21 protein-coding genes and 1 pseudogene are annotated in these 21,257 nt (G+C 53.8%); 6 read left to right on the top strand and 16 right to left on the bottom strand.

Annotation, left to right across the window (positions count from 1 at the left end; genetic code table 11):
• Position 1 precedes the first annotated feature (1 nt).
• The 3 genes from hflX (at position 2) to ACTUHY_RS00100 (ending at position 3,360) form a co-directional block, all read left to right on the top strand.
• Positions 2-1,813 (top strand): GTPase HflX, encoded by a 1,812-nt coding sequence (gene hflX / locus ACTUHY_RS00110; RefSeq protein WP_442826095.1) that lies wholly within the window; start codon positions 2-4, stop codon positions 1,811-1,813.
• A 24-nt stretch (positions 1,814-1,837) separates the two neighbouring features.
• Positions 1,838-3,079: a methionine gamma-lyase family protein gene (locus ACTUHY_RS00105; protein ID WP_442826094.1), complete on the top strand. Its 1,242-nt coding sequence runs from the start codon at positions 1,838-1,840 to the stop codon at positions 3,077-3,079.
• Between the two features lie 152 nt (positions 3,080-3,231).
• Positions 3,232-3,360, top strand: coding sequence for a hypothetical protein (locus ACTUHY_RS00100; RefSeq protein ID WP_442826093.1), 129 nt, complete (start codon positions 3,232-3,234; stop codon positions 3,358-3,360).
• A 158-nt stretch (positions 3,361-3,518) separates the two neighbouring features.
• Here the strand turns inward: ACTUHY_RS00100 and lexA are convergent, their stop codons facing one another.
• Positions 3,519-4,163 carry a transcriptional repressor LexA gene (gene lexA, locus ACTUHY_RS00095; protein WP_442826092.1) on the bottom strand — a complete coding sequence of 215 codons (645 nt, stop codon included), beginning with the start codon at positions 4,161-4,163 and terminating at the stop codon, positions 3,519-3,521.
• Between the two features lie 505 nt (positions 4,164-4,668).
• On the opposite strand from lexA, the gene ACTUHY_RS00090 reads away from it, so the two are divergent.
• The 3 genes from ACTUHY_RS00090 to ACTUHY_RS00080 all read left to right on the top strand — a co-directional run bounded on the left by ACTUHY_RS00090 (position 4,669) and on the right by ACTUHY_RS00080 (position 6,773).
• Positions 4,669-5,538, top strand: a complete 870-nt coding sequence (locus tag ACTUHY_RS00090) for a bifunctional hydroxymethylpyrimidine kinase/phosphomethylpyrimidine kinase (protein WP_442826091.1) — start codon at positions 4,669-4,671, stop codon at positions 5,536-5,538.
• A 94-nt stretch (positions 5,539-5,632) separates the two neighbouring features.
• Positions 5,633-6,199 carry a TIGR04002 family protein gene (locus ACTUHY_RS00085; RefSeq protein ID WP_442826090.1) on the top strand — a complete coding sequence of 189 codons (567 nt, stop codon included), beginning with the start codon at positions 5,633-5,635 and terminating at the stop codon, positions 6,197-6,199.
• Positions 6,174-6,773, top strand: a complete 600-nt coding sequence (locus tag ACTUHY_RS00080) for a TIGR04100 family radical SAM protein (RefSeq protein WP_442826089.1) — start codon at positions 6,174-6,176, stop codon at positions 6,771-6,773. The genes ACTUHY_RS00085 and ACTUHY_RS00080 overlap by 26 nt, the downstream gene beginning before the upstream one ends.
• A 218-nt stretch (positions 6,774-6,991) precedes the next feature.
• Here ACTUHY_RS00080 and ACTUHY_RS00075 read toward each other — a convergent pair whose 3' ends face one another.
• The 15 genes and pseudogenes from ACTUHY_RS00075 to ACTUHY_RS00005 all read right to left on the bottom strand — a co-directional run bounded on the left by ACTUHY_RS00075 (position 6,992) and on the right by ACTUHY_RS00005 (position 20,963).
• The gene (locus ACTUHY_RS00075) at positions 6,992-8,215 is read right to left on the bottom strand and encodes a dicarboxylate/amino acid:cation symporter (RefSeq protein ID WP_442826088.1); all 1,224 of its coding nucleotides are present in this window, start codon (positions 8,213-8,215) and stop codon (positions 6,992-6,994) included.
• A gap of 159 nt (positions 8,216-8,374) precedes the next feature.
• A complete protein-coding gene (locus ACTUHY_RS00070; protein WP_442826087.1) occupies positions 8,375-9,061 on the bottom strand; it encodes a cytochrome c biogenesis CcdA family protein in 687 nt (228 codons plus the stop codon).
• Complete coding sequence (locus ACTUHY_RS00065) at positions 9,061-9,591, bottom strand: TlpA family protein disulfide reductase (RefSeq protein WP_442826086.1); 531 nt, start codon at positions 9,589-9,591, stop codon at positions 9,061-9,063. Before ACTUHY_RS00065 ends, ACTUHY_RS00070 begins: the two co-directional genes overlap by 1 nt.
• 101 nt (positions 9,592-9,692) lie before the next feature.
• Positions 9,693-10,430, bottom strand: a complete 738-nt coding sequence (locus tag ACTUHY_RS00060; RefSeq protein ID WP_442826085.1) for a NifB/NifX family molybdenum-iron cluster-binding protein — start codon at positions 10,428-10,430, stop codon at positions 9,693-9,695.
• Positions 10,431-10,501: 71 nt separating this feature from the next.
• Positions 10,502-11,176, bottom strand: a pseudogene (locus ACTUHY_RS00055) (energy-coupling factor ABC transporter ATP-binding protein); the annotation flags it as partial.
• A gap of 105 nt (positions 11,177-11,281) precedes the next feature.
• On the bottom strand, positions 11,282-12,067 hold the full coding sequence (locus ACTUHY_RS00050; protein ID WP_442826084.1) for an energy-coupling factor transporter transmembrane component T family protein: 786 nt from the start codon (positions 12,065-12,067) through the stop codon (positions 11,282-11,284).
• On the bottom strand, positions 12,042-13,061 hold the full coding sequence (locus tag ACTUHY_RS00045) for an energy-coupling factor ABC transporter permease (protein ID WP_442826083.1): 1,020 nt from the start codon (positions 13,059-13,061) through the stop codon (positions 12,042-12,044). Before ACTUHY_RS00045 ends, ACTUHY_RS00050 begins: the two co-directional genes overlap by 26 nt.
• A gap of 2 nt (positions 13,062-13,063) precedes the next feature.
• Entirely contained in the window at positions 13,064-14,470 is a 1,407-nt protein-coding gene (gene larC, locus ACTUHY_RS00040) for a nickel pincer cofactor biosynthesis protein LarC (RefSeq protein WP_442826082.1), read from the bottom strand.
• Positions 14,463-15,227: a nickel pincer cofactor biosynthesis protein LarB gene (gene larB, locus ACTUHY_RS00035; protein ID WP_442826081.1), complete on the bottom strand. Its 765-nt coding sequence runs from the start codon at positions 15,225-15,227 to the stop codon at positions 14,463-14,465. Before larB ends, larC begins: the two co-directional genes overlap by 8 nt.
• A gap of 2 nt (positions 15,228-15,229) precedes the next feature.
• Positions 15,230-16,057, bottom strand: a complete 828-nt coding sequence (gene larE, locus ACTUHY_RS00030; RefSeq protein ID WP_442826080.1) for an ATP-dependent sacrificial sulfur transferase LarE — start codon at positions 16,055-16,057, stop codon at positions 15,230-15,232.
• Between the two features lie 164 nt (positions 16,058-16,221).
• Complete coding sequence (gene tatC / locus ACTUHY_RS00025; RefSeq protein WP_442826079.1) at positions 16,222-16,905, bottom strand: twin-arginine translocase subunit TatC; 684 nt, start codon at positions 16,903-16,905, stop codon at positions 16,222-16,224.
• 4 nt (positions 16,906-16,909) lie between these two features.
• On the bottom strand, positions 16,910-17,134 hold the full coding sequence (gene tatA, locus ACTUHY_RS00020) for a twin-arginine translocase TatA/TatE family subunit (RefSeq protein WP_442826078.1): 225 nt from the start codon (positions 17,132-17,134) through the stop codon (positions 16,910-16,912).
• 12 nt (positions 17,135-17,146) lie between these two features.
• Positions 17,147-18,193, bottom strand: a complete 1,047-nt coding sequence (locus ACTUHY_RS00015) for a DUF362 domain-containing protein (protein WP_442826077.1) — start codon at positions 18,191-18,193, stop codon at positions 17,147-17,149.
• 215 nt (positions 18,194-18,408) lie between these two features.
• Positions 18,409-19,677 carry an SLC13 family permease gene (locus ACTUHY_RS00010; RefSeq protein ID WP_442826076.1) on the bottom strand — a complete coding sequence of 423 codons (1,269 nt, stop codon included), beginning with the start codon at positions 19,675-19,677 and terminating at the stop codon, positions 18,409-18,411.
• A gap of 17 nt (positions 19,678-19,694) precedes the next feature.
• Positions 19,695-20,963: a nickel-dependent lactate racemase family protein gene (locus ACTUHY_RS00005; protein ID WP_442826075.1), complete on the bottom strand. Its 1,269-nt coding sequence runs from the start codon at positions 20,961-20,963 to the stop codon at positions 19,695-19,697.
• Positions 20,964-21,257: the final 294 nt, after the last annotated feature.

Raw genomic sequence — 21,257 nt, 5'->3', positions numbered from 1 at the left:
TATGACTCAAATGATCTACGGAAGGACGGAGGGCCTGAAAAAACAGGTCCTCACCCAGTTGGAAGCGATCTATGAGCTGAGAGTGGACGAGGGCCAACTGATCAGTCAGGAGTTGGCCCTCCTTTTGCGGGACCTGACCGAAGCCATCAATCGGGAAATCTCCCTGTATATCGACCGGAAGGGGCAGGTGACGGCTGTGGCCGTGGGCAGCGACTGCTATGTGGAATTGCCCCGTACTGATTCCCGGAGGAGCCAGAACCGGCTCTGCGGAGCGGCCTGCATCCATACCCATCCTTCGGGCGCTCCCCGTCTCAGCGGGGTGGATCTGTCCGCTCTCCGGGACCTGCGCTTCGATGCCATGGCTGCCATGGCTTGGGAAACACCCCAGAGTGAACCGCTCCTGAGCTTCGGGATGATCACGGACCTGGATGAGGAACAGCAGCCCGTGCTCCAGGAATTCGGCCCTTTCAAAGTGAAGGATGTGGCTGCCATGCCTTTCGGGAATGTGGTCCACACAGTGGAGAAAATCCTGGCCAAACGGTCCCGAGGCCATAACCTGGCGGAGGGGCCGGAACGGGCCATGCTGATTTCCCTGGCCTGGGGAGACACTGCTTCCCGCTGGAGTGCCCAAGATTCAGTGGAAGAACTGGCCCAGCTGGCGGAAACAGCAGGGGCCGAAGTGGTAGGGAAATTCATCCAGTCTCGGCCGAAACCTGATCCGGTGTTCTTCATCGGCAAGGGGAAAGTCCAGGAAATGGCCCTCTTTGCCCAGCAGGAAGACATCGACCTGTGCCTCTTCGATGATGAACTTTCCCCGGCTCAGCAGCGGAACCTGGAACGGGCCTTAGGCGTCCGGATCATCGACCGGACCGGGCTGATCCTGGATATCTTCGCCAAACGGGCCCGGACCAGCGAAGGGAAGCTCCAAGTGGAGCTGGCCCAGCTCCAGTACATGCTGCCCCGGATCATGGGGCAGGGGACCAGCCTGTCCCGTCTGGGCGGGGGCATCGGTACCCGGGGCCCTGGGGAAACCAAACTGGAAATGGACCGGCGGCGGATCCGGGACCGGATCGCCTTCCTGGAAGAACAGATCCGCCGGATGAAGGGCAGCCGGCAGCAACAGCAAAGGGCCCGGAACAAGAATGAAGTGAAGCAGATCTGTCTGGTAGGCTATACCAACGCAGGCAAGAGCACCCTGCTCAATACCCTGACCCATTCGGACATCTATGCCCAGGATCAGCTGTTCGCCACCCTGGACCCCACCACTCGGCAGCTGGGTCTGCCCGACGGCAGCAGCTGTACCCTGACGGACACCGTAGGATTCATCCAACGGCTCCCCCATCAGCTGGTAGCAGCCTTCAAATCCACCTTGGAAGTGGTCAAAGATGCGGATCTGCTGCTCCATGTGATCGATAGTTCCCATGAATTGTATCAGGAGCAGACCGAGGCCGTGTATCAGGTGCTCCGGGAACTGGAAGTCACGGACAAACCCATTTTGACCGTCTACAACAAAGTGGATCGGCTCCGGCAGCATGAAGGGCTGCGCCATCGCCTGGAACAGACGGAAGACAGCCTCTGTGTCTCGGCCAAGACCGGGGAAGGGATCCCGGAACTCCTGGAGACCTTGGCCCGGCTCCTGGGCCAGGATATAACAGAAGCAATGTTCTCCATTCCTTATGGAGAAAGCCGCCTGGCCGCTCGGCTCCACGAAGAAGCCAAGGTCCTGGAAGAAAACTACGGCGAAACCGGGATCCTGATGAAGGTCAAACTGAAAAAAACGCTGGCGGATCAGCTGAAAAAATATATCCAGTAGTAACAAAGGAGGAACTTGAACCCAATGACCATCCAATGGGACGAAATCGAACAGAAAGCACTGGACACCGTTGCCCAGCATACCAAAAGCCATGAAGCAGCCGCCCTGGCCAATACCAAAAAGGTGCTGGACGCCTTTGCCAAGTACCAGGTGGCAGATTATTACCTGAAACCCACCACGGGCTACGGCTATTCCGATACCGGTCGGGATCAACTGGATCTGATCTACGCCGATATCTTCAAGACGGAAGACGCTCTAGTCCGTTCTCAGTTCGTTTCCGGCACCCATGCCCTGGCCGTGGCACTCCTGGGGAACCTGCATCCCGGAGACGAAATGATCGGCGCTACGGGAGAACCCTATGATACCATGCAGACCATCATCGGCTATCCGGTGAAGACTCCTGGGTCCCTGACGGACCTGGGCGTTGCCTATAAAGAGATCCCTATGGAAGAGGACCATCCGGATATCCCTTCCCTCCTGGCAGCCCTGACGCCCCGGACCCGCCTGATCCATGTGCAGCGTTCCTGTGGCTACAGCAGCAAACGGAAGACCCTGACCGTGGCAGAGATTGGGGAGATCTTCCAGGCCGTGAAAGCCGTCCGTCCGGATATCATCTGCTTCGTGGACAACTGCTACGGCGAATTCATTGAAGACAAGGAACCTACGGAAGTGGGTGCCGACCTGATGGCCGGTTCTCTGATCAAGAACTTGGGAGGCGGTTTTGCTCCCACCGGCGGCTATATCGTAGGGAAAAAGGATCTGGTGGAACAGGCTTCTTATCGGCTCACCGCCCCCGGTCTGGGCGGCGAGATGGGCTGCACCCTGGGGGATACGGCACGGGAATTCTACCAGGGGCTGTTCATGGCTCCCCATGTGGCCCTCCAAGCAGTGAAGACCTCTCTGTTCGCCGCTTCCGTGTTCCAGTCCCTGGGATTTGAAGTCTCTCCTCTCCCGGATGACGTCCGGAGCGACATCATCCAGACCATCACCCTGGATACACCGGAGAACCTTTGTGCCTTCTGTGAAGCCATCCAGGCCCATTCTCCCATCGATTCCCATGTGACGCCGGTTCCCTCGCCGCTTCCTGGCTATCAGGACGACATCATCATGGCTGCAGGGACCTTCGTCCAGGGAGCTTCCATCGAACTCAGTGCAGATGGACCGATGCGGGCTCCTTACAAGGTTTTCATGCAGGGAGGGCTGACTTTCGAACATGGCCGGATCGCCGTCATGGCAGCAGCCCGTCAGATCATGGCCAAAAAATAAAGGTCCTTTGGCAAAGGTTGGGGGATGTTGCACAGGACGTGCAACATCCCCCTATTTTTCCTATTTGTCAAAAAAGTCCAAAACCTGTACTTTAGTACAGTGTGCTTATTTTGAATATTTAGTAAAATGACAATACGGGAGAAAATGCAGCTATGAAAGAAAGAATGGCCGCCCAGGATATGGAGAACGCTGTCATGAGAGAAAAACTGGCGGCCCAGGATAAGGAAATCGGTGCGCTGAAAGCAGCTTTGGCCCGGCTGGAAGCAAAAATGGAGAAATGACGCACAGTAGCTATGAAGCTAGAAAAACAGCCTCTGAATTCTATTTCAGAGGCTGTTTTTATATAGCCCGCAAGTAAGGAATAGCAGAAATGGGAAAAGACGCTCAAATCGAAAATTTGAGCGTCTTAGAAAGAATTGCCGGTTTTGGGTAGCTCAACTTAGAGAGTCCGGAACACCGCGATCACTTTTCCCTTGATTTCAATGTTGTCCGTACCCACAATGGCAGGATAAGAATCATTTTCCGGCTGGAGACGGATCTGTTTTAGCTCCCGGAAATACCGCTTGATGGTGGTTTCCTCACCATTGATCAGTGCCACTACGATATCTCCATTGGTCGCATAATTCTGCTTCCGGACGAACACATAATCCCGGTCCAGGATCCCAGCATTTTTCATGCTGTCGCCCTCGACGACCATCATGAACACATCTTCTTTGCAGCCGATCAGATCCAAAGGGATGGGGTAGGTGTCTTCGATGTTCTCCACTGCGAGGATCGGATCACCGGCATGGACAGCGCCAACTAAAGGCACAGAAACCATGCTTTTCTTCCGCCAGCTGATCTCATCGGTCAGGCCGTAGGTACGAGGCTTTTCTGGATCCCAGCTGACAAAGCCAGCCTCCGCCAGCTTCTTGAGATTGTTATGGACAGAAGCACTGGAAGAAAGCCCGACTGCCTTGCCGATTTCACGGACAGAGGGGGGATATCCATTGGAAAAGATGTATTGTTTGATATATTCCAGGATCTGGCTCTGGCGAGCATTGATGGATCGAGGATTCTTTTTATTCATTTCAGGTTCAGTCATAGGATCAGACTCCTTTATATAGGATGGATGAGCGGTACACAGATCCAGTTTCGTTAATTTAGTATAACAAGAAAACAGCTGTGTGTCAAACAAGCGTTTGATGAAGGAGATTTTATCGGATAAGGACACTGAGACCCAATCAAAAATAGCGACAGCCTGGATCCCAGAAATGGTCCACGGATTTGAAGAACGATTTAAAAGGAAACGCAACTGCAGATGAGCCGGGTTTTGATAGGGAAAGAAAGTGGAGCCAGCAATCCAGCTGCCATGGACAGTCGATTTTCAACAAAATTATACGTCCGATAATATATATTATGTAAAATATTGTGGATAACTTGACTTCAGAATCTGTCCGCACCATGAGAATTTCTGAAATATCCTTTGACCGACACGGTTTGCGTTAGGATTTTCCCAAACCGTTCCTTTTTTTCTGTTTCCTTCTGTGCTATAACAAGAATCATCCGATCCAGTACGGATAAATCAATCCACAAAGGAGATTTTCATTATGCACCAGCGCGTTGCCGCCATCAATGATCTGTCCGGATTGGGACGCTGTTCACTGACTGTCGATATCGCCGTCCTGGCCGCTATGGGCATCGAAGCCTGCCCGCTGCCTACGGCAGTACTGACTGCACAGACCGGATATCCTGGGTATCGCTGTGTTCCTTTCACCAAACAGATGTACAGCTATACGGAGCACTGGCAGGAAATGCAGGTTTCTTTCCAGGGCATCCTGTCCGGCTATCTGGCCACTCCGGATGCAGCCTCTCACGTACAGGAGTTCCTGGAAAATTTCCATACTCCTGGTGTCTTGTACCTTTGCGATCCCGTCTTGGGCGACAATGGCAAAGCATATCGAGGTTTTACCCCTGCTTCCATCCAGGCGGTCCGCCAGCTGGCTTTCCAGGCGGATATCCTGACTCCCAATCTGACGGAATTCTGCATCCTTACAGATACAGAGATGGAGCCTCTTAAGAAACTGGGACAGGAAGACCCGGAAGAGCTGTACCGTCTCCTGAAAGGCCGAGCGTATCTCTTTAAAGATCAGGCACTGGTCATCACAGGGATCCCCATAAGGATCCGGGATCAACAGCTCTTAGCGAATCTGATCATCGACCACACGAAAAGACCGGTAGCCATTTCTTCGCCCCGTCTGGAAGGCAGTTACTCTGGCACGGGAGACATCTTTGCAGCCATTCTGATGGGCAGCCAGCTCCAGAAAAGAAACCTGGAACAAGGTGTACACCTGGCAGGAGAGCTGATCGTAAGAGGGATTGCCGATGCCCAAAAAGAACAGACTCCCTGGAATGAAGGAATCAATTATGAACCCTATCTGGGTCTCCTCTCCCCCTCCTCTTTCCAACCTCTGGGATGAAGTGGAACCTGGCAGAAGTAAAAATAGGGAGGGCCCGCTGTTGTGCTTTATTGGCGTTGTTATGATAAATCATATTGAAAGGAATTGATTGCTCATGAAACAAAGGAATCCACAGGAACGGCTTCGGCTGTTGGTCCTGACAGGCTTGTTCGCAGGTCTTATCTGTCTCTTTACGGCTTATATCTGCCATATCCCCATGGGCGCCAACGGGGGCTATCTCCATTTCGGGGATACCCTGATCTATGTGGCAGCTTCCCTCTTGCCCCAGCCTTACGCACTCCTGGCGGCAGCCATCGGCGGAGGGCTGGCGGATCTCCTGACTTCTCCCATGTGGGCATCGTCTACCCTTATCATCAAAGCCCTGATTACCCTGCCTTTTACCTGGAAAGCCCAGAAACTGCTCTGTACCCGGAACCGGATCGCCCCCTTCCTGTCCTGGATCATTTCTACCATTGGCTATTATCTGGCCGAAAGGCTGATCTTCGGGTCCTATGCAGCCCTGGTCACTTCCATCTTGGGAAGTGCCATCCAGTCTGGCGGGAGCCTGCTGTTCTATTACCTGGTGGCCGGTGTACTGGATAAACAGGACGTGAAAAACAAGATTTTCGTAAAAACAGAAAGGATGACGAAATACCATGGCTCAGATTCTTTATACTTATAAAGATGGTGTATATGCCAATTTGACCAATCTGTGCAACTGCCGGTGCACATTCTGTGTCCGGTTCCAGCATGAAGGGATCGGGGATGCTCCTACCCTCTGGCACAAAGCGAATCCCAACTGGGACCAGATAAAAGCCGCAGTGGACGCCTTTGATTTCACCGGATTCAAAGAACTGGTCTTCTGCGGGTACGGGGAACCGACCTGTGCCTTGGACCTGATGCTGAAGACGGCCCGGTATGTGCGGAAGACCCATCCAGAACTGAAGCTGAGGGTGAATACCAATGGGTTGGGTTCCCTGGAAAACGGCCGGGATATCGTACCGGAACTGGCCCAGGTGCTGGATGCCGTATCTATCAGTCTCAATGCGCCGGATGAAGCGGATTACAATAAGGTGACCCGCCCTACCCTGCCCGGAGCTTATCAGGCCATGCTGGATTTTGCCCGGGAATGCAAAAAGAAGATACCCGACACCCGGATGACGGTGGTGGACGTACTGCCTCCAGAACAGATCGAAGCCAGCCGGAAAGTAGCAGAAAGCTGCGGCATCAAGCTGCGGGTGAGACATTTTGCGTGAAAAAGAGAGTGTGAAAAATTCACACTCTCCGTCTCGAGTCACGGGTCGCGGGTTGCGAGCCTGTACGTTTTAAGCCATTTGTCCTTTTTCTATAGGATAATAAAGCAAAATCCAATGGAATCTGCAAAGCGGAATTTTCGGCCTGTGCCAACAAGCCCGCGACTCACGGTTCGAGACCCGAGACCGGGGTGTTGCACCAAACGTGCAATACCCCCTTTCTATTTCTTCTTCTTCTCCAGCAAATGGGTCACGATGATGGCGCAGGAGGCGTCACCGGTGATGTTCAGGGTGGTACGGCCCATATCGAAGATCCGGTCCACACCGGCTACTAGGGCAATACCATCTACCGGCAGATTGACAGAGGCCAGTACCATGGCCAGCATGATCATCCCAGCACCGGGCACACCCGCCGTCCCTACGGAAGCCAAGGTAGCGGTCACCACGATGGTGAGCATCTGGGACAGGGTCAGGTCCAGCCCATAACAGGATGCGATGAATACGGCACAGACACCCTGATAGATAGCCGTCCCGTCCATGTTGATGGTGGCCCCCAGCGGCAGGGCGAAACTGGTGACTTCTTTAGAGGCTCCCAGTTTGTTGGCACATTCCATATTGATGGGCAGGGTCCCTACCGAAGAAGCACTGGAAAAAGCGAATAGCATAGCCGGCATCATGCCCTTGAAGAATTTCAGCGGACTCATTCCGCCGACGGCCCGGACCGCCATGGAATAGACCAGGATAGCATGGAGAGCATAGGCGATGTAGGCACAAAGGATGACTTTGGCCAGAGAGCCAATGACCGCAGGCCCGTTCTGGGCGACCACTGGACATAACAAGCAGAATACCCCGATAGGAGACAGAGCCAGGATCATTTCCATGACTTTCATGAAGACTTCATTCCAGGTATTGATGAAATCAGCGGCTTTTTCGCCCCTTTTCCCCAGGGCGATGATAGCGATCCCGATCAATAGCGCCATGACGATGACTTGGAGCATATTGGCACTGGTCAAGGGCGCCAGGAAGTTGGAGGGAAACAGATCCACCAGCATCTTCATAGGACCTGTGGATCCCCCTTTGACCTTAAAAGACAGTTCCGCCACGGACAGGGCTGGAAATATAGGCTTGAAGCTGTTGGCGATGAATAGCCCGATGGTGGTAGCAATGGCGGTGGTAATGAAATAATAGACCAGGGTGATGCCGCCTATGGATCCCAGTTTCCGGATATCGCTGAGGGAAACGACTCCTGCCATGATGGAAAAGAGGACGATGGGACCCACGATGAATTTCACCAGATTCAGGAAGATTGTGCCAAAGGGTTTGATGTACGTTACAGCAAATTTTACATTCCCCTGCAGGGCCAGCCCTGCCATGATCCCCAGGATCAGCGCGATGAAAATCTGTCCGGCCAGAGGGATCTTCTTTTTCTTTTGTTCTCCATCCATTGCAATCAGCCTCCTTTAGATCATCTGGGACATAGAACTGTATTGAATTCGTCTACAGTCCTCTTTGCATCCATTATAGCATATAGACTCCCAGATATTCGTCTGAAAGTCCAGAATATTTAAAATATTATCTAGGGACTGCTGCCCAGATAGCAGTCCCTAGCCTGCCAGGAAGGCCATGATCCGGAGCGTCATGCCGCTGAGCATGAGGATCCCGAAGATAATCAAAAAGAGACCTGCAGCTTTCTGGATCCGGGGCAGCCAGCTGTAGCCCCGGCGCAGGGTGGAACCGATTTTCTGCCAGAAGAGCGCTGCCAAAAGAAATGGGAGGCAGAAGCCCAGGGCATAGGCCAGCAGCAGGAAGATGCCCTGCCGGGCGGTCTGCTGGCTGCCGGCGGCCATAAGGATGGCGGTCAGGATGGGACCGGTACAGGGAGTCCAGCCCAGGGTGAAGGAAGCTCCCAAAAAGAAAGAACCCAGTATCCCCTCTTTTTTCTGCTGGAGGAAGGGCCTCCTGTCCTGGAGGAGAAAAAGAGGCGTCCACCATCCGCTCATAAAAAGCCCCAAAAGGATCAGGATCACTCCAGCTGCTTTTTCCAGTACTTTCCAATAGTTCAGCACCAACTGGCCTAAAAGCGTCGCTGTGGCCCCCATAGCCAGGAAAACCAGGGTAAAGCCAGCGAGGAAAGCCAGGGTATTGCCCAATAGACGCTCTCTCCCCTCTTTCCCTTCTTGGCTGGAGCCTGCCAGGAGCAGCAGGAAAGTGGGCAGCATGGGCAAGACGCAGGGCGAAATAAAGGACAGGAGCCCTGCTCCAAAAGCGGCCCCCAGGGTCAGGGGACCCATTACCGTTTCCCTTTCAGGAAGTCTTCTAGCTGCTGGGCGGTAGCCATGCCTTCGTGGCGCTGGAGGATGTTCCCTTTTTCATCCAGGATGACTGTAGTGGGGACCACTCGGACCTTGTACAGGGCTGCTGCTTTCCCCTCCTGGTCCAGGAGTACTGGCAGGGTATAGCCGTTGTCTTTTAGGAAGGCCTGGACTTTGCTGCTTTCTTCCTGGAGATCTACGGCATAGAAAGTCACTTTGTCCTTGTGTTTGCTGGCAAAAGCGTTCATCTCCGGCATTTCGTTCCGGCAGGGTGGGCACCAGGTGGCCCAGAAATTGATTACATAGATCTTGCCGTCGCCGGGCTGGATGGAATGAGAAGTCCCGGCGGTATCTTTGAGGGAAAATCCCGGTGCCTGGGCCTTCTGGGCAGAAGCCTGGGAAGCAGTTGCCGGAGCACTGCCCTGGGAACTGCCGGCAGGGCCGCCACAGCCGGTGACAAAGAGAACTGCTGCAGTAAGGAGCGCGGAAAAAATCAACTTGGATTTCATGAAGTTCCTCCTGTAGAAAAAATATTAATCAGGAATTTTTCTTTATAATATCATAAGGAGATGCTGCTTGGCAACATCTCCTCGTCTTTTGTCATTTTTCCTCAGTGATGACAGCCGCCCTCGTGATGGTCTCCATGATGGTCGCACTGGATATCTTCCTGGTACTGGAGTTTGTCCGCCAGGAAATCGGCTACCGCCTGGTCAGCCTGGCCACTGCATCCCCCGTAGAAGGCAATGCCGGCTTTTTTCAGGCCTTCCTGGGCGCCTCCTCCGATTCCCCCGCAAATCACAGCTTCTGCGCCCAGCTGCTGGAGCACCCCCACCAAAGCTCCGTGGCCCTGTCCCTGGGTGCTGCAGACTTCAGACTTTTGCACTTTCCCGTCCGCCAGGTCGTAAACTTTAAAATATTCGGTCCGGCCAAAATGCTGGAAGATTTCTCCGTTTTTCGGATCATAGGTTACGGCAAGTTTCATTTCTTTTTCCTCCCTCTGGGAGATGCCGCCGACCCGGTCCAGGGTCCGCAGAGCAAACGTACAGCAGCCCAGCTCTGCGTCGTCGGAAACTTCCACCTGGCCCCCGTAGATTTCGATGTCACGTCCATGGACCAGCGCTCCGGCTACCTTTTTCCGTGCCCCGTTGAGGATATTCTGGAATGTGCTGCGTCCCACATGCATCCGCAGGGCACAGCCAGCCTGATCCAGCCCCACTTCATCCATCAGCCGCAGGGCTTCCAATTCATCCAGAGTCAGCTGCACAGTCTCTTTTTGAGAGCCTTCAGCCGCAAAAAAAGTGCAGTCTGGTTTCTGGTAGATGGTCCGTTTCCGTACAGGTCTTGGCATCTCATTCCTCCTTTATAAATGGCATATACCATTATTGTTAGTATATGGTATATGCCATTTATTGTCAAGGGTCATATTTTCTGCAGCCGCAGAGGGAGTTCCAATCCACAGGCTTCCAGCAGGGACTGGTTGGACAATACATCATGAGCGGAGCTATCCTCCTGGAGTCTGCCATCCGCCAACAGGATCACCCGATCACAGGTATCCCAGATGAAATCCAAATCGTGAGAAGCGATGAGCTGGACGCAGGACAGCTGCCGGAGGATTTCCACAAGTTTCCGACGGTTCCGGGGATCCAAGGCAGCAGAGGGTTCATCCATCAACAGCAGGTCCGGTTCCTGGGTCAGTAGGCCGGCAATGGCAGTGAGCTTTTTCTGTCCTCCGGAAAGCCTGTAGATCTGCCGCCTGGCCAGACCTTCCATCCCTACCTGTGCCAGGGCCTTCTCCGTCTTTTGTTCCACTTCTTCTGCCGGCAGGCCGGCATTCCTAAGGGCAAAGGATACATCGCTTTCCACCGTGGGCATGAACAGCTGGCTTTCGGAATCTTGGAAAACATACCCCGTCTTCCGACGGATGGCGGGGAGAGTCTGTTCGGTGAGAGGCAGGCCGCACACACTCAGGTATCCTCCCTGAAGGGGAAGGAGTCCCACCAGCAGCTTCAGCAGAGTAGACTTCCCCACCCCATTGCTGCCGATGAGGCCCACTTTTTCTCCTGCTTCCAGAACAAAAGAAAGGTCATGGAAGACGGGGACCGGATCTTGGCCGGGACGGAGTGATGGATATTGGAATTGCAGTTGGGAAAGAGTCAAAATAGCAGCCACAAGGACCTCCCTGATGTGAATATCATGGCATCAAAAAATAAAAGATGGCAGCCAGACCCGGCAGAACAGGCACCAGGCCAGGGTGCCCCCGAAAAGCAGCAGGTTTCCTTTCAGGGATCCTATGGTTCCCTGTTCCGGGAAACGGCCTTGGAAACCTCTGAGCTTCATGCTTTCATAAACCAGTTGGGCTCGCTCCAGGCTCCGGAGGAAGAGCAGGCCCAGGAGACTGCCACTGATTTTCCAAGGGATCCCTCGGTTTTCCGGAGCCCGGAGCCGCCAGGCAGACGCCATCCGGTCCCCCTCTTGGAGCAGCAGCACCAGATACCGCCAGGTCAGCAGCAGGGATATGATCAGCACCTGAGGCAGCGGCAGCTTCTGGAGGGCACAGGCCAGCTTTTCCAGGGAGGTGGTAGCTAGGAGCAGGTAAGCCCCCAGTACGCAGCCTATGGCTTTCAACACAAGGAGCAGCAGTACTCCGATTCCTCCTGGTACTTCAACCGGTCCCAGGGGAACAGGCGGTCCCTGGAACCAGAACAGGTTCATAAGGCCGATCGCTCCCACCATGCCCAGCACCGGGACCAGCTGGCGCAGAGGCTGCTTCCAGGGGATACGTCCCAGCCGGTATCCTGCCGGGAGCACCAGGAGTAGCAGGAAAGCACTGGCCAGCTGGTCCGTGCCCAGAGAAGCCAGAGACACCAGGAAGACAAACAAGGACCCCAGCTTGGCCAGGGGGGACAGCCGGGTGAAGAATGTATCTTCCCCTGCCAGATCATCCAACAGATGGATGGTCTCAATGGCGCGGTGTAGAGACTTCATGATGCCCTGTCTTCCGTAAATTCCTGCCCAGGAACCAGATGATCCCGCAAGCCAAGAGGGTGCCGATGATCCCGGACAGGGCCGTCCCCAAAGGACCCTCGAGCCCCGGTATCTGATAATCCGGGAATAGGGCCATCACTTCCTGGATACGGGCTGCGATTCCATAGATTCCCTGTTCCGAGCTTTCCAGTTCCGGAGAGCCAGTCAGCCGGGCAATGGACCATTCTAGCCCATCTGGATCTTCGGAAGCCAGCAGGGATAAGCCTCCGCCGATTGCAAGGGATAGGGCGCCCAAAGCCCCCAGCAGTTTCTTTCGACTCCAAGTCCCTTTCTGTCCCACCGTCTCAAAAGGAGCTGGCTGCCACAGGATCTCCGGACGGTTTTCATAGACAAAGCTCAGCACCGCCGCAGTTATCAGCCCTTCCCCCAACCCGATGGCCAGATGGATGGGCTGCATCATCAGCAGAAAAGCGCTAAAAGGCAGCTCCGTGATCCCCGAAAGATAGGTTTCTCCTGCAACGGAAAACGCCCCCAGCTGGAGGGTCAGCACACTGCCGATCACACTGGCAGCCGTAATGGTCTTTTTGGTCAGCCCCTGCCGGGTCAAGAGTGGCCAGAGGATACCGCCCCCTACAAAACAGCCGTAAAAAGCCATATTCCATACATTGGCCCCCAGTGCCAGCAGGCCTCCGTCTCCAAAGACCAGGCACTGGAGAGTCAGGATGCCGATCAGGGTCAGGAAACCGGCATAGGGTCCTACCACCGCAGAAAGCAGCATGCCCCCGCAGAGATGGCCAGAGGACCCAGTGCCGGGAATAGCAAAATTGATCATTTGGGCAGCGAACACAAAGGCCCCCAGCACTCCCATCTCCGGAATGATCTCGTCCTGTTTTTCTTCTTTGACCTTCCGGACCGCATACCAGGCCGCCATGCCGGATACGGCATACATCGTCCCCGCCACTCCAGGAGACAGCAGGGCATCTGCCATATGCATAATTACTCCTCCCTTTCTCTGGCAGCTGTCAGTTCTCCCAGTACCTGTTGCCAGATAGCCTGATAGCTGCGTCCGGTGCTGCGGCACAGGGCTGCGATACCGTCATATTCAGGATACAGACGGATTTCACTTTTTCCAGTGGGGCGTCCTTCCGGAGAAAATTCCGGTACCTGGACTTCCTTCACCGGTACCGGGCCCAGCGCCGTTTCCACGATCCGATCCTGCCGCTTCAGGATGCTCCGTTCCATCTGGCAGCGGCGGATGCCGATGGTGGTGGTTTCTGCAAAGAGCAGGGCTTCCAGGGCTCTCCGTTTCGTTTCCTTGCACAGCACCGTGACCAGCCATCCAGGCCGGTTCTTTTTCATATAAACGGGAGCATACTGCACATCCCGGGCTCCGGCAGCCAGGAGACGTTCCAGCACGTGGCCCAGAGCCTCTCCGGTGCAGTCATCCAGGTTGGTCTCCAATTTCCAGATTGTATCCGTATCCCAAGGTTCCGCGGCTTTCCTCTCCGGCACCTCCAAAAGCATGGCCCGGAGCAGGCTGGGCATAGCCTGTTCCCGTTTCCCCGCTCCCAAGCCCACTTTGGCCACAGTAAAGGTTTCTGGCAGCTGGCTGCGGGTCCGGATGGCGGCAGCGATGGCGGCTCCCGTCGGTGTCACATATTCGCCGGCAAAAGGCATGATATGGAGGGGAAGCTGATGGGCGGCGGCGATGTTGGCCACCGCCGGCACCGGGATGGGCAGGATGCCATGGGCACAGCGGACGCTGCCGGTCCCCTCGTTGAGTACCGGAATCACCACCTCCCGGATCCCCAGATTGTCCAGACACACCGCCACAGCGGCGATGTCCACGATGGAATCCACCGCCCCCACTTCATGGAAATGGACGTCTTCTATGGTAATACCGTGGGCTTTGGCTTCTGCTTCTCCCAGGATGGTGAAAATCTTCACCGCAAGAGTACGGGCCCCTTCCGTCAGGTCTCCCTGAGACAGGATATCCAGCACTTCCCGGAGGCCCCGGTGCACATGATGGTGGTGATGCGGGTGAGAGATTTCTGCTCCTACTTCCAGGGGCTCATGGTCATGCTGGTGCCCATGATGCTCCTGATGATGGTGATGGCCCGTCCCTTCCGGGATTTCTGCCTCAGCCCGGGTCCTGGCAAAGCCGTACAGATAGTCCATATCGTGATCGTGGTTCTCGTGTTCCGCATCTAGCCGTACCAGGAAATCGCAGCAGTCCAATCCTGCCTTTTTCACCCGGCTGATTTCCACTGTATACCCGGTAAGAGGCAGGGAAGCCAATGCCTTCCGGAGCACCTGTTCGTCCGCCCCCAGGTCCAGCAGGGCCCCTACGGTCATATCCCCGCTGATGCCGCTTTTACATTCCAGATAGAGCAGTTTATCCATGATTTTCCGTATCCTTTCTGCCGGCCAGCCGGTTGATCTGGGTGGCCAGATACCCGGCACCGTATCCGTTGTCGATATTTACCACCGCAATGCCGTTGGCACAGCTATTGAGCATGGTGAGGAGGGCTGAAATCCCCTGGAGGCTGGCACCATACCCAATGGAAGTGGGCACCGCAATCACCGGATTGCTCACTAGGCCGCCCAGGACGCTGGGCAGTGCCCCCTCCATCCCGGCCACCGCAATGACGCAGTTGGCTTCCTGGATTGGGTCCAGACTGGCCAGGAGCCGGTGGAGGCCACTGACCCCCACATCATAGACCCGGTTCACTTTACTGCCGAAGAATTCCGCCGTCTGGGCCGCCTCTTCCGCCACCGGGATATCCGCCGTACCTGCTGTGCAGACAGCCACAGACCCCTGGAGCTCCACTGGCTTCCGGATTACCTTCACCAGTCGGGCCAAGGGGTCGTACACTGCATCTGGGCATAGGGAACGGATCAGCTCGAATTGTTCCCTGCTGGCCCGAGTGCCTAGCACATTGCCTTCGTCTTCCGCCAGCTTCTGGAAGATCTGTTCCAGGTGGTCATCGCTTTTGCCGCTGCAGAACACCACTTCCCCGAACCCGGTGCGGATCTTCCGGTGGGTATCCAGCTTGGCAAAACCCAGGTCGTCAAAAGGTTTCTTCCGGAAATATTTTTCTGCAGCTTCCACAGAAATCTCTCCGTTCCGGACTTTTTCCAGGATCTCCTTGGTTCCCATGATCAGGCCTTCTTTTCCGAGGACAGGGTTTCATTCATACTGCCAGTCCGGTAGCCCAAAAGATCCATGGTCACATAGGCAAAGCCGTATCCCTTCAGTTTTTCCGCAATCTCACGCCGGTGGTCCAGCACTTTCTGGAGTTCTTCCGGCATCACTTCGATCCGTGCCAGGTTCCCTCCGTGGATCCGCACCCGCAACTGATGGAACCCTAGATCCAGCAGGAACTGTTCTGCTTTGTCCACCATCCCCAGCCGCTGAGGGGTGATTTCTTCTCCATAGACGAATCGGGAAGAAAGACAGGCAAAGGACTGTTTGTTCCAGGTGGGGAGCCCCAGTTCTTTGGAATAAGCCCGGATTTCTTTTTTGTACAGTCCTGCCTGGCGCAAGGGGCTGGCAATCTTCAGTTCCGCAATGGCCTGGAGCCCAGGACGGTAATCCCCTTCATCGTCCAGGTTGGAACCTTCCGCTATCGCTGCCAGCTGGTTTTCCTTGGCCACGGCCAGGATCTTTTCGAACAGTTCATGCTTGCACAGATAGCATCGGTTGGTGGGATTGTGGGAAAAACCGGGAATGGACAGTTCTTCCGAATCCACTACCAGGTGGCGGATTCCTTCTTTGGCGCAGAAGGCTTTGGCTTCCTCTAGCTCCCGTTCCGGGAAGGAACAGGACCGGGCGGTTACCGCCAGTACTTTGTCTCCCAGGGTATCATGGGCTACCTTCAGGAGAAAGGTGGAATCTACCCCGCCAGAAAATGCCACGGCCACACTGCCCAGCTGGCGGAGGATGGTTTTCAATTTTTCCAATTTTGATCGATTCACTGCATCAGCCATTCTTTCGTTCCTTTCTTACTGGAATTTTAGATCCTTACAGAAATAGAGTCTCAGAAAAAAAGACTCTATTTGCAAAGTATATATGGAATTGTCTCAGGATTTTGAAAGTCTGTACTTATTATACCATAGGTCGGGGTGCTTGGGAAAAGTTCCCTTCGTCTGCTCTACCGTTTCAGGAAAACCCGGATCAGCACCAGGCTGATTTCATAGAGCAAGAGCAGCGGTAGAGCCAGCAGGGTCTGGGAGACCATGTCCGTAGTAGGAGTGATCATTGCAGCCACGATGAACGCCAACACAATTACATACCGCCGGGCTTTTTTCAGCCCATCTGAAGTCACCAAACCCATTTTAGCCAAAAGCAGCAGTGCCAGGGGCAGATCGAAGAAAAGCCCCACCGGCAGCACCATCAGAGCCACGAAATCCAGATAAGACTCCAATGACCAGAGAGGCTGCACAGCCCCTTGGCTGAAGACCAGCAGGAACTGGAGCCCTTGAGGCAGGATCAGACTGTAGGAAAAAGCCAGTCCCGCCAGGAACAGCAGTACCGATGCCGGCACGAACAGCAGCAGGGTCCGCTTTTCCCGTTCCGTAAAAGCCGGCACCAGAAAGGCCCAGAATTCCCAGGCCAAAAGAGGGGAAGCCAGGATGGCCCCGCTCCAAAGGGCTATCTTCACATAAATCATGAAGGCCTCCGCCGGCTTCATCACATACAGCTGGGGCACCGGAGCTGTGAGGAAAGACACGATCCGGTCAATCTGCCAGAAGCTGAGGGCCCCTCCCACAGCCAGTCCCATGAGGCAGCGGATCAGCCGGGTGCGGAGTTCCCCCAGGTGCTCCGTGAAGGTCATTTCTCTACTTGGGCCTCCCCCGGCTGGGATTTTTTTGGGCCTCAGCCGGCTCCGTCCCCTCCTTTTTCTTTTCCGCTGGTTCAATGGTTTCCACCGCATTCACCGCATCTTTGAATTCCCGCATGCTCTTGCCCAAGGCGGCCCCGATGGAGGGCAGCTTCCCCGGTCCAAAGACCACCAGGGCGATCACCAAGATCAGCAACAGTTCCGGTACACCTAATCCAAACATAATCCAGCCTCCTTAGTCAATGGAAATCAGTTCGTATTTGTCGTTGCCCATCTTAAGGTCCCGCATGGCCTGGAGCTGATGGAGCCCATGACGGGATTCGATTCGTTCGATGAGATCCTTCTTGTCATCGTTTTGCCGGTCGTAGATCAGATCCACACTGGCCTGGTCAACCGCCAGGATATCCGTAGAAGCCAGCATTCCCAAATCGGCGATCTTGGGTTCGGCGGCGGAAGTCCCGGCACAGTCGCAGTCCACGGACATCCGGCGCAGCACGTTCAGGAATACGATATGCTTGCCGAAATAGTCCACCGTGGCTTTCCCAGAATCTGCCATCAGTTCCATGAAAGTGTCCTGCATAGGCATTTTCCCCCAGTCCGCCCCGGAAGGAGGCATGGCCCCCGTGAGATACCCGTGGACCTGGCGCTTCCCATGCTGGCCGGAAGCGCAGCCGATGGCGATGTTCTTCAGGGAACCGCCGTAGCCGCCCATGGCATGGCCCTTGAAATGGGTCAGCACCACCATAGAATCGTAGTTGACGATATGGCCGCCCATGGCCACTTCCTTCAGGTGCTTGCCACCACGGACCGGCAGGTTCACATCCCCTTCTTCATCCATGATGTCCACCGGGCAGAAGTCCCAGCCGTTGACCTTCAGGGTTTCCCTATGAGAAGCCGTGGTATACCGGTCTCCATTATACATAGTATTGGTTTCCACGATACTGCTGTTGGGGATATGCGAAATCAGAGCTTTCACCATCTCCCGGGGCAGGATGTTGGGGCCGTGCTTTTCTCCTGTATGGAGCTTCACAGCCACTTTCCCATAGATTCCTTCGCTGATTTTATCGTACAGGGCAATGAGATGGGCTGCATCGATGTGCTTGGTGTAGTACACTTTGGCCCGAGAGCCTTCCCCGTCCGCCGTTTTTTTGCCGGTTTCGTCCTCAGACCCCACCACAGGGGCCTGGGCACTTACATGGGACAGACCGCTTTTGGCCAAAATAGCTCCAGCAGCCACCCCGCCCATAACTTTCAAAAAATCTCGTCTGGATATTTCTTTCATACCAATCCCTCCTGTTTCTTACCTTTAGGACCTTGTACACCCGGGAGTGCACAATCGGTCAAGCAAACATATTGTGACAGGTCGGGACAGCTCCCGGCTCTCTTCGTCTGCAGTATAGCAGGAAGGATTGGATATGAAAAATGCTTAGATTTTATGAGTTGTTATGCGGGGATTGTATGGTAGGAGAAATAAAAACATGCTGCAACGGTTGAGAATCAGGGGTAAAACGGATATAGGATCGGCAGTATGATCATACTGATCACAAAACAAACAAATGAAACGGCGAGACCCGGTTTGATGAAATCTTTGAAGCTGATGTTTGCGGGTTCCATAATCATGGCATTTGCCGGGATTGCTAAAGGTGTACAAACCGCTACACTGCTACCAATGAACACAGCGATTACAGCTGCTCTTGGATCAGCGCCGATACCGGATGCTAAGGTATAGGCTACGGGACACAGCAAAGAACATGCTGCCGTATTTGACATAAATTGAGTCATGACCCAGGTGATCAAATACAAGCTCATCATAATGACAAAGGGTCCATAGGAACCTGTAACACTGAGGACCGCATCCGCCATCATTTTTCCTGCCCCAGTTTTATTCAGTGATGATCCCAACGGAAGCATGAAAGCTACTAAAAATACCGCCAGCATCTCTAAATGCTGCATGGCTTCTTTTTCGGACAGGACACCAGTGACAACCAACACAATGGCTCCCAGACAAGCGATGATATGGAAAGGAGGCAGAACTTTAAAAGAACTAGAAGCAACCATACCTACAATTACTACAACCAGTACCCATAAAGATATATTCTGCTGCCATTTTGGTATATTGCTGTAATTCAGTTTGTTGTGATAGAAACCGGCAGAACGGTCGGGTATTAGTTTTGCGCCAAAGAAATACATAAAAACAATGATGCCCAGTAAAAGCGGAATCCCGATTTTTGCATATTCAAAGAAGGTAAAAGTCAGGGTATTATCGCTCAAGGCTTCCACCGTCGTTTTGGCAATGAGGTTCCCAGGAGAACCAATGATGCTGAGATCAGCTCCAATGGTGGCAGAAAAGACCAGGGGCATCAGCAATCTGCTGGGACTGATGCCGGTGGACGTTGCAATGCCCAGGATAACAGGCATCAACACAGCAACGGTTCCCGTATTGGAAAGGAATCCGGACATCACACCGCCCACAATCATGACGGCAACCATGACAGCTTTCCTGCCTTTGGCAAAGCGTGTAATCAGACTTCCGGCTTTAAAAGCCATTCCCGTTTTCAAAAATGCGTGGCCAATGACACACATGGCCGCAACCAGGATGACATTCTGGTTGGATAACTGACTAAAAAGAGTCTTTGCATCAATGACTCCGGTGAAATACAGTGCCATCGCTACAATCAATGCAGCCGTTCCCATGGGTACGATTTCTGTAACAAAAATCACGATAGCAAGGACTAGGATGATTAAGGTAATAATTGCCGGTGACATAGTTTCCCCTTTCTCTGTTATTCAGTCACTTTGATCTTAGGGATGATGTTGACGGCTCTGGGCAGTACGATGGCCTTCTTGGGCGTCTTTTCTGCCAGAGCCTTGTTGATGGCGGACTGGAGATCAGGAGCCCAATCCAGCATGCAGCGGTGAGCCATTTCTTCTGTCATGCCCTGGGTGACCAGGATGATTTTCCCTTTGGTCATGGCCCGTGCATACATGAAGGCCTTATTGGTCCCGATATCGAACCCTTCTTGGCGGTAGCGTTCGATGACTTCTTCCGGGCACTTGGCTGCCGTCATCCAATCGACGAAGAGCTGGGGGATGCCGTTTTTGGCTTCTGCCACCAGGATAAAAGTGGTTCCCTTTTTATAAGCAAGCATTTCTGCTACCGACAGTGCTTTTTGGCTCTGCCACAGATCGATGTCTCTGGGGGCCCCACCGGGGCTGGTGACGATCAAATCGGCCCGGCCGTTGATTTCAACGGTATTGATCTTCCGGCAGATTTCCACTCCCGCATTATGGGCCTCCTCCAGATCCCCTGCCACAGCGCCGGCAATCTGCTTGTGCACATCCTGGACCATGTTCAGGATGAAACGGACCTTGACCAGGCGAGCCGCTTCCAAGGCGACTTTATGGAAAGGATTGCCTTCAAAGAAATTGATGGCAGGTTCATAGGGACGGATGGGAAGAGAATGATGCACTTTCAGGGTCTTCAGATCCACAACCCCCGGAACAATGCTTTTTCTTCCACCTGAAAAACCGGCAGAGTGATGGGGCGCAATCAGCCCAGTGGTGACGATGAAATCAGAATGGGCCACGAATTCATCTAGATAGATGGGGACATCATAAGTCTGAGTCCGGCCCATGTAAAGATGATGCCCATCCTGGCAGTCGTGGACATGGACTTTCATCCGTTTTTCCAGGCCACCCAAAATGGTATGGAGCTGCTCTTCATTGGGACCTTTGTGGCTTCCCGTGGCAATCACAAAAGTGATATTTTCTTTGGGCACCCCTGCCCCCTTCAGCCGTTTCACGATTTCTGCCGTCATCTGCGCCGTAGGACCGGGCCGGGTCTGATCATTGACCACAATGGTGATCTTGTCTTCCGGGACCACCATTTCTTCCAGTCTGGGGGTCCCGATGGGATAATCCAGCGCTTCCTGGATAAACGCCTCGACCGATTTCTTTACAGGCGCTACAGCTGGGTCGATGATCTCCGTGCTGACGGAATCTGGGATTTCCGCTTCCTGAAAGTCGTTGCCATAGGGAACTTTGATTTTCATGATACTGTCCGCTCCTTTTTTATTATTCAAAGCAATCCGTTTATTCGCTTCTTGCATGTTTTATGATATACTAGATTTATCATCGTAACCATAAATAATATTGACTATCAAGTATTGATAAAATCACTACTAAGGAGTATCCTATGGAACTGCGCGAACTGAAATATGGTTCTATAATAAATGTTGGGGTCTTGTGGACACTCCTGTTCACAAGACCCCTTGTCTTACGATAAAATAAAGACATATCTAAGCTACATTTCACCTCAACCACCACGAAGAACTGAAAGGAGAATA

This window comes from Acidaminococcus nyctereutis (assembly GCF_052216985.1).
Taxonomy (GTDB): Bacteria; Bacillota; Negativicutes; order Acidaminococcales; family Acidaminococcaceae; genus Acidaminococcus; species Acidaminococcus fermentans_A.
The sequence above is the reverse complement of the archived record's forward strand: the minus strand, read 5'-3'. Positions and strand labels throughout refer to the sequence as shown.

Bases quoted from the DNA above. Each gene is read 5' to 3' on its own strand.
- larC (WP_442826082.1), bottom strand. From the start codon at position 14,470: ATGGATAAACTGCTCTATCTGGAATGTAAAAGCGGCATCAGCGGGGAT.
- ACTUHY_RS00085 (WP_442826090.1), top strand. From the start codon at position 5,633: ATGAAACAAAGGAATCCACAGGAACGGCTTCGGCTGTTGGTCCTGACA.
- tatC (WP_442826079.1), bottom strand. From the start codon at position 16,905: ATGACCTTCACGGAGCACCTGGGGGAACTCCGCACCCGGCTGATCCGC.
- ACTUHY_RS00060 (WP_442826085.1), bottom strand. From the start codon at position 10,430: ATGCCAAGACCTGTACGGAAACGGACCATCTACCAGAAACCAGACTGC.
- ACTUHY_RS00010 (WP_442826076.1), bottom strand. From the start codon at position 19,677: ATGTCACCGGCAATTATTACCTTAATCATCCTAGTCCTTGCTATCGTG.
- larB (WP_442826081.1), bottom strand. From the start codon at position 15,227: ATGGGAACCAAGGAGATCCTGGAAAAAGTCCGGAACGGAGAGATTTCT.
- ACTUHY_RS00005 (WP_442826075.1), bottom strand. From the start codon at position 20,963: ATGAAAATCAAAGTTCCCTATGGCAACGACTTTCAGGAAGCGGAAATC.
- lexA (WP_442826092.1), bottom strand. From the start codon at position 4,163: ATGACTGAACCTGAAATGAATAAAAAGAATCCTCGATCCATCAATGCT.
- ACTUHY_RS00080 (WP_442826089.1), top strand. From the start codon at position 6,174: ATGGCTCAGATTCTTTATACTTATAAAGATGGTGTATATGCCAATTTG.
- ACTUHY_RS00015 (WP_442826077.1), bottom strand. From the start codon at position 18,193: ATGAAAGAAATATCCAGACGAGATTTTTTGAAAGTTATGGGCGGGGTG.
- ACTUHY_RS00070 (WP_442826087.1), bottom strand. From the start codon at position 9,061: ATGGGTCCCCTGACCCTGGGGGCCGCTTTTGGAGCAGGGCTCCTGTCC.
- ACTUHY_RS00105 (WP_442826094.1), top strand. From the start codon at position 1,838: ATGACCATCCAATGGGACGAAATCGAACAGAAAGCACTGGACACCGTT.
- hflX (WP_442826095.1), top strand. From the start codon at position 2: ATGACTCAAATGATCTACGGAAGGACGGAGGGCCTGAAAAAACAGGTC.
- ACTUHY_RS00075 (WP_442826088.1), bottom strand. From the start codon at position 8,215: ATGGATGGAGAACAAAAGAAAAAGAAGATCCCTCTGGCCGGACAGATT.
- ACTUHY_RS00090 (WP_442826091.1), top strand. From the start codon at position 4,669: ATGCACCAGCGCGTTGCCGCCATCAATGATCTGTCCGGATTGGGACGC.
- ACTUHY_RS00050 (WP_442826084.1), bottom strand. From the start codon at position 12,067: ATGAAGTCTCTACACCGCGCCATTGAGACCATCCATCTGTTGGATGAT.
- ACTUHY_RS00045 (WP_442826083.1), bottom strand. From the start codon at position 13,061: ATGCATATGGCAGATGCCCTGCTGTCTCCTGGAGTGGCGGGGACGATG.
- ACTUHY_RS00065 (WP_442826086.1), bottom strand. From the start codon at position 9,591: ATGAAATCCAAGTTGATTTTTTCCGCGCTCCTTACTGCAGCAGTTCTC.
- larE (WP_442826080.1), bottom strand. From the start codon at position 16,057: ATGGCTGATGCAGTGAATCGATCAAAATTGGAAAAATTGAAAACCATC.
- tatA (WP_442826078.1), bottom strand. From the start codon at position 17,134: ATGTTTGGATTAGGTGTACCGGAACTGTTGCTGATCTTGGTGATCGCC.
- ACTUHY_RS00100 (WP_442826093.1), top strand. From the start codon at position 3,232: ATGAAAGAAAGAATGGCCGCCCAGGATATGGAGAACGCTGTCATGAGA.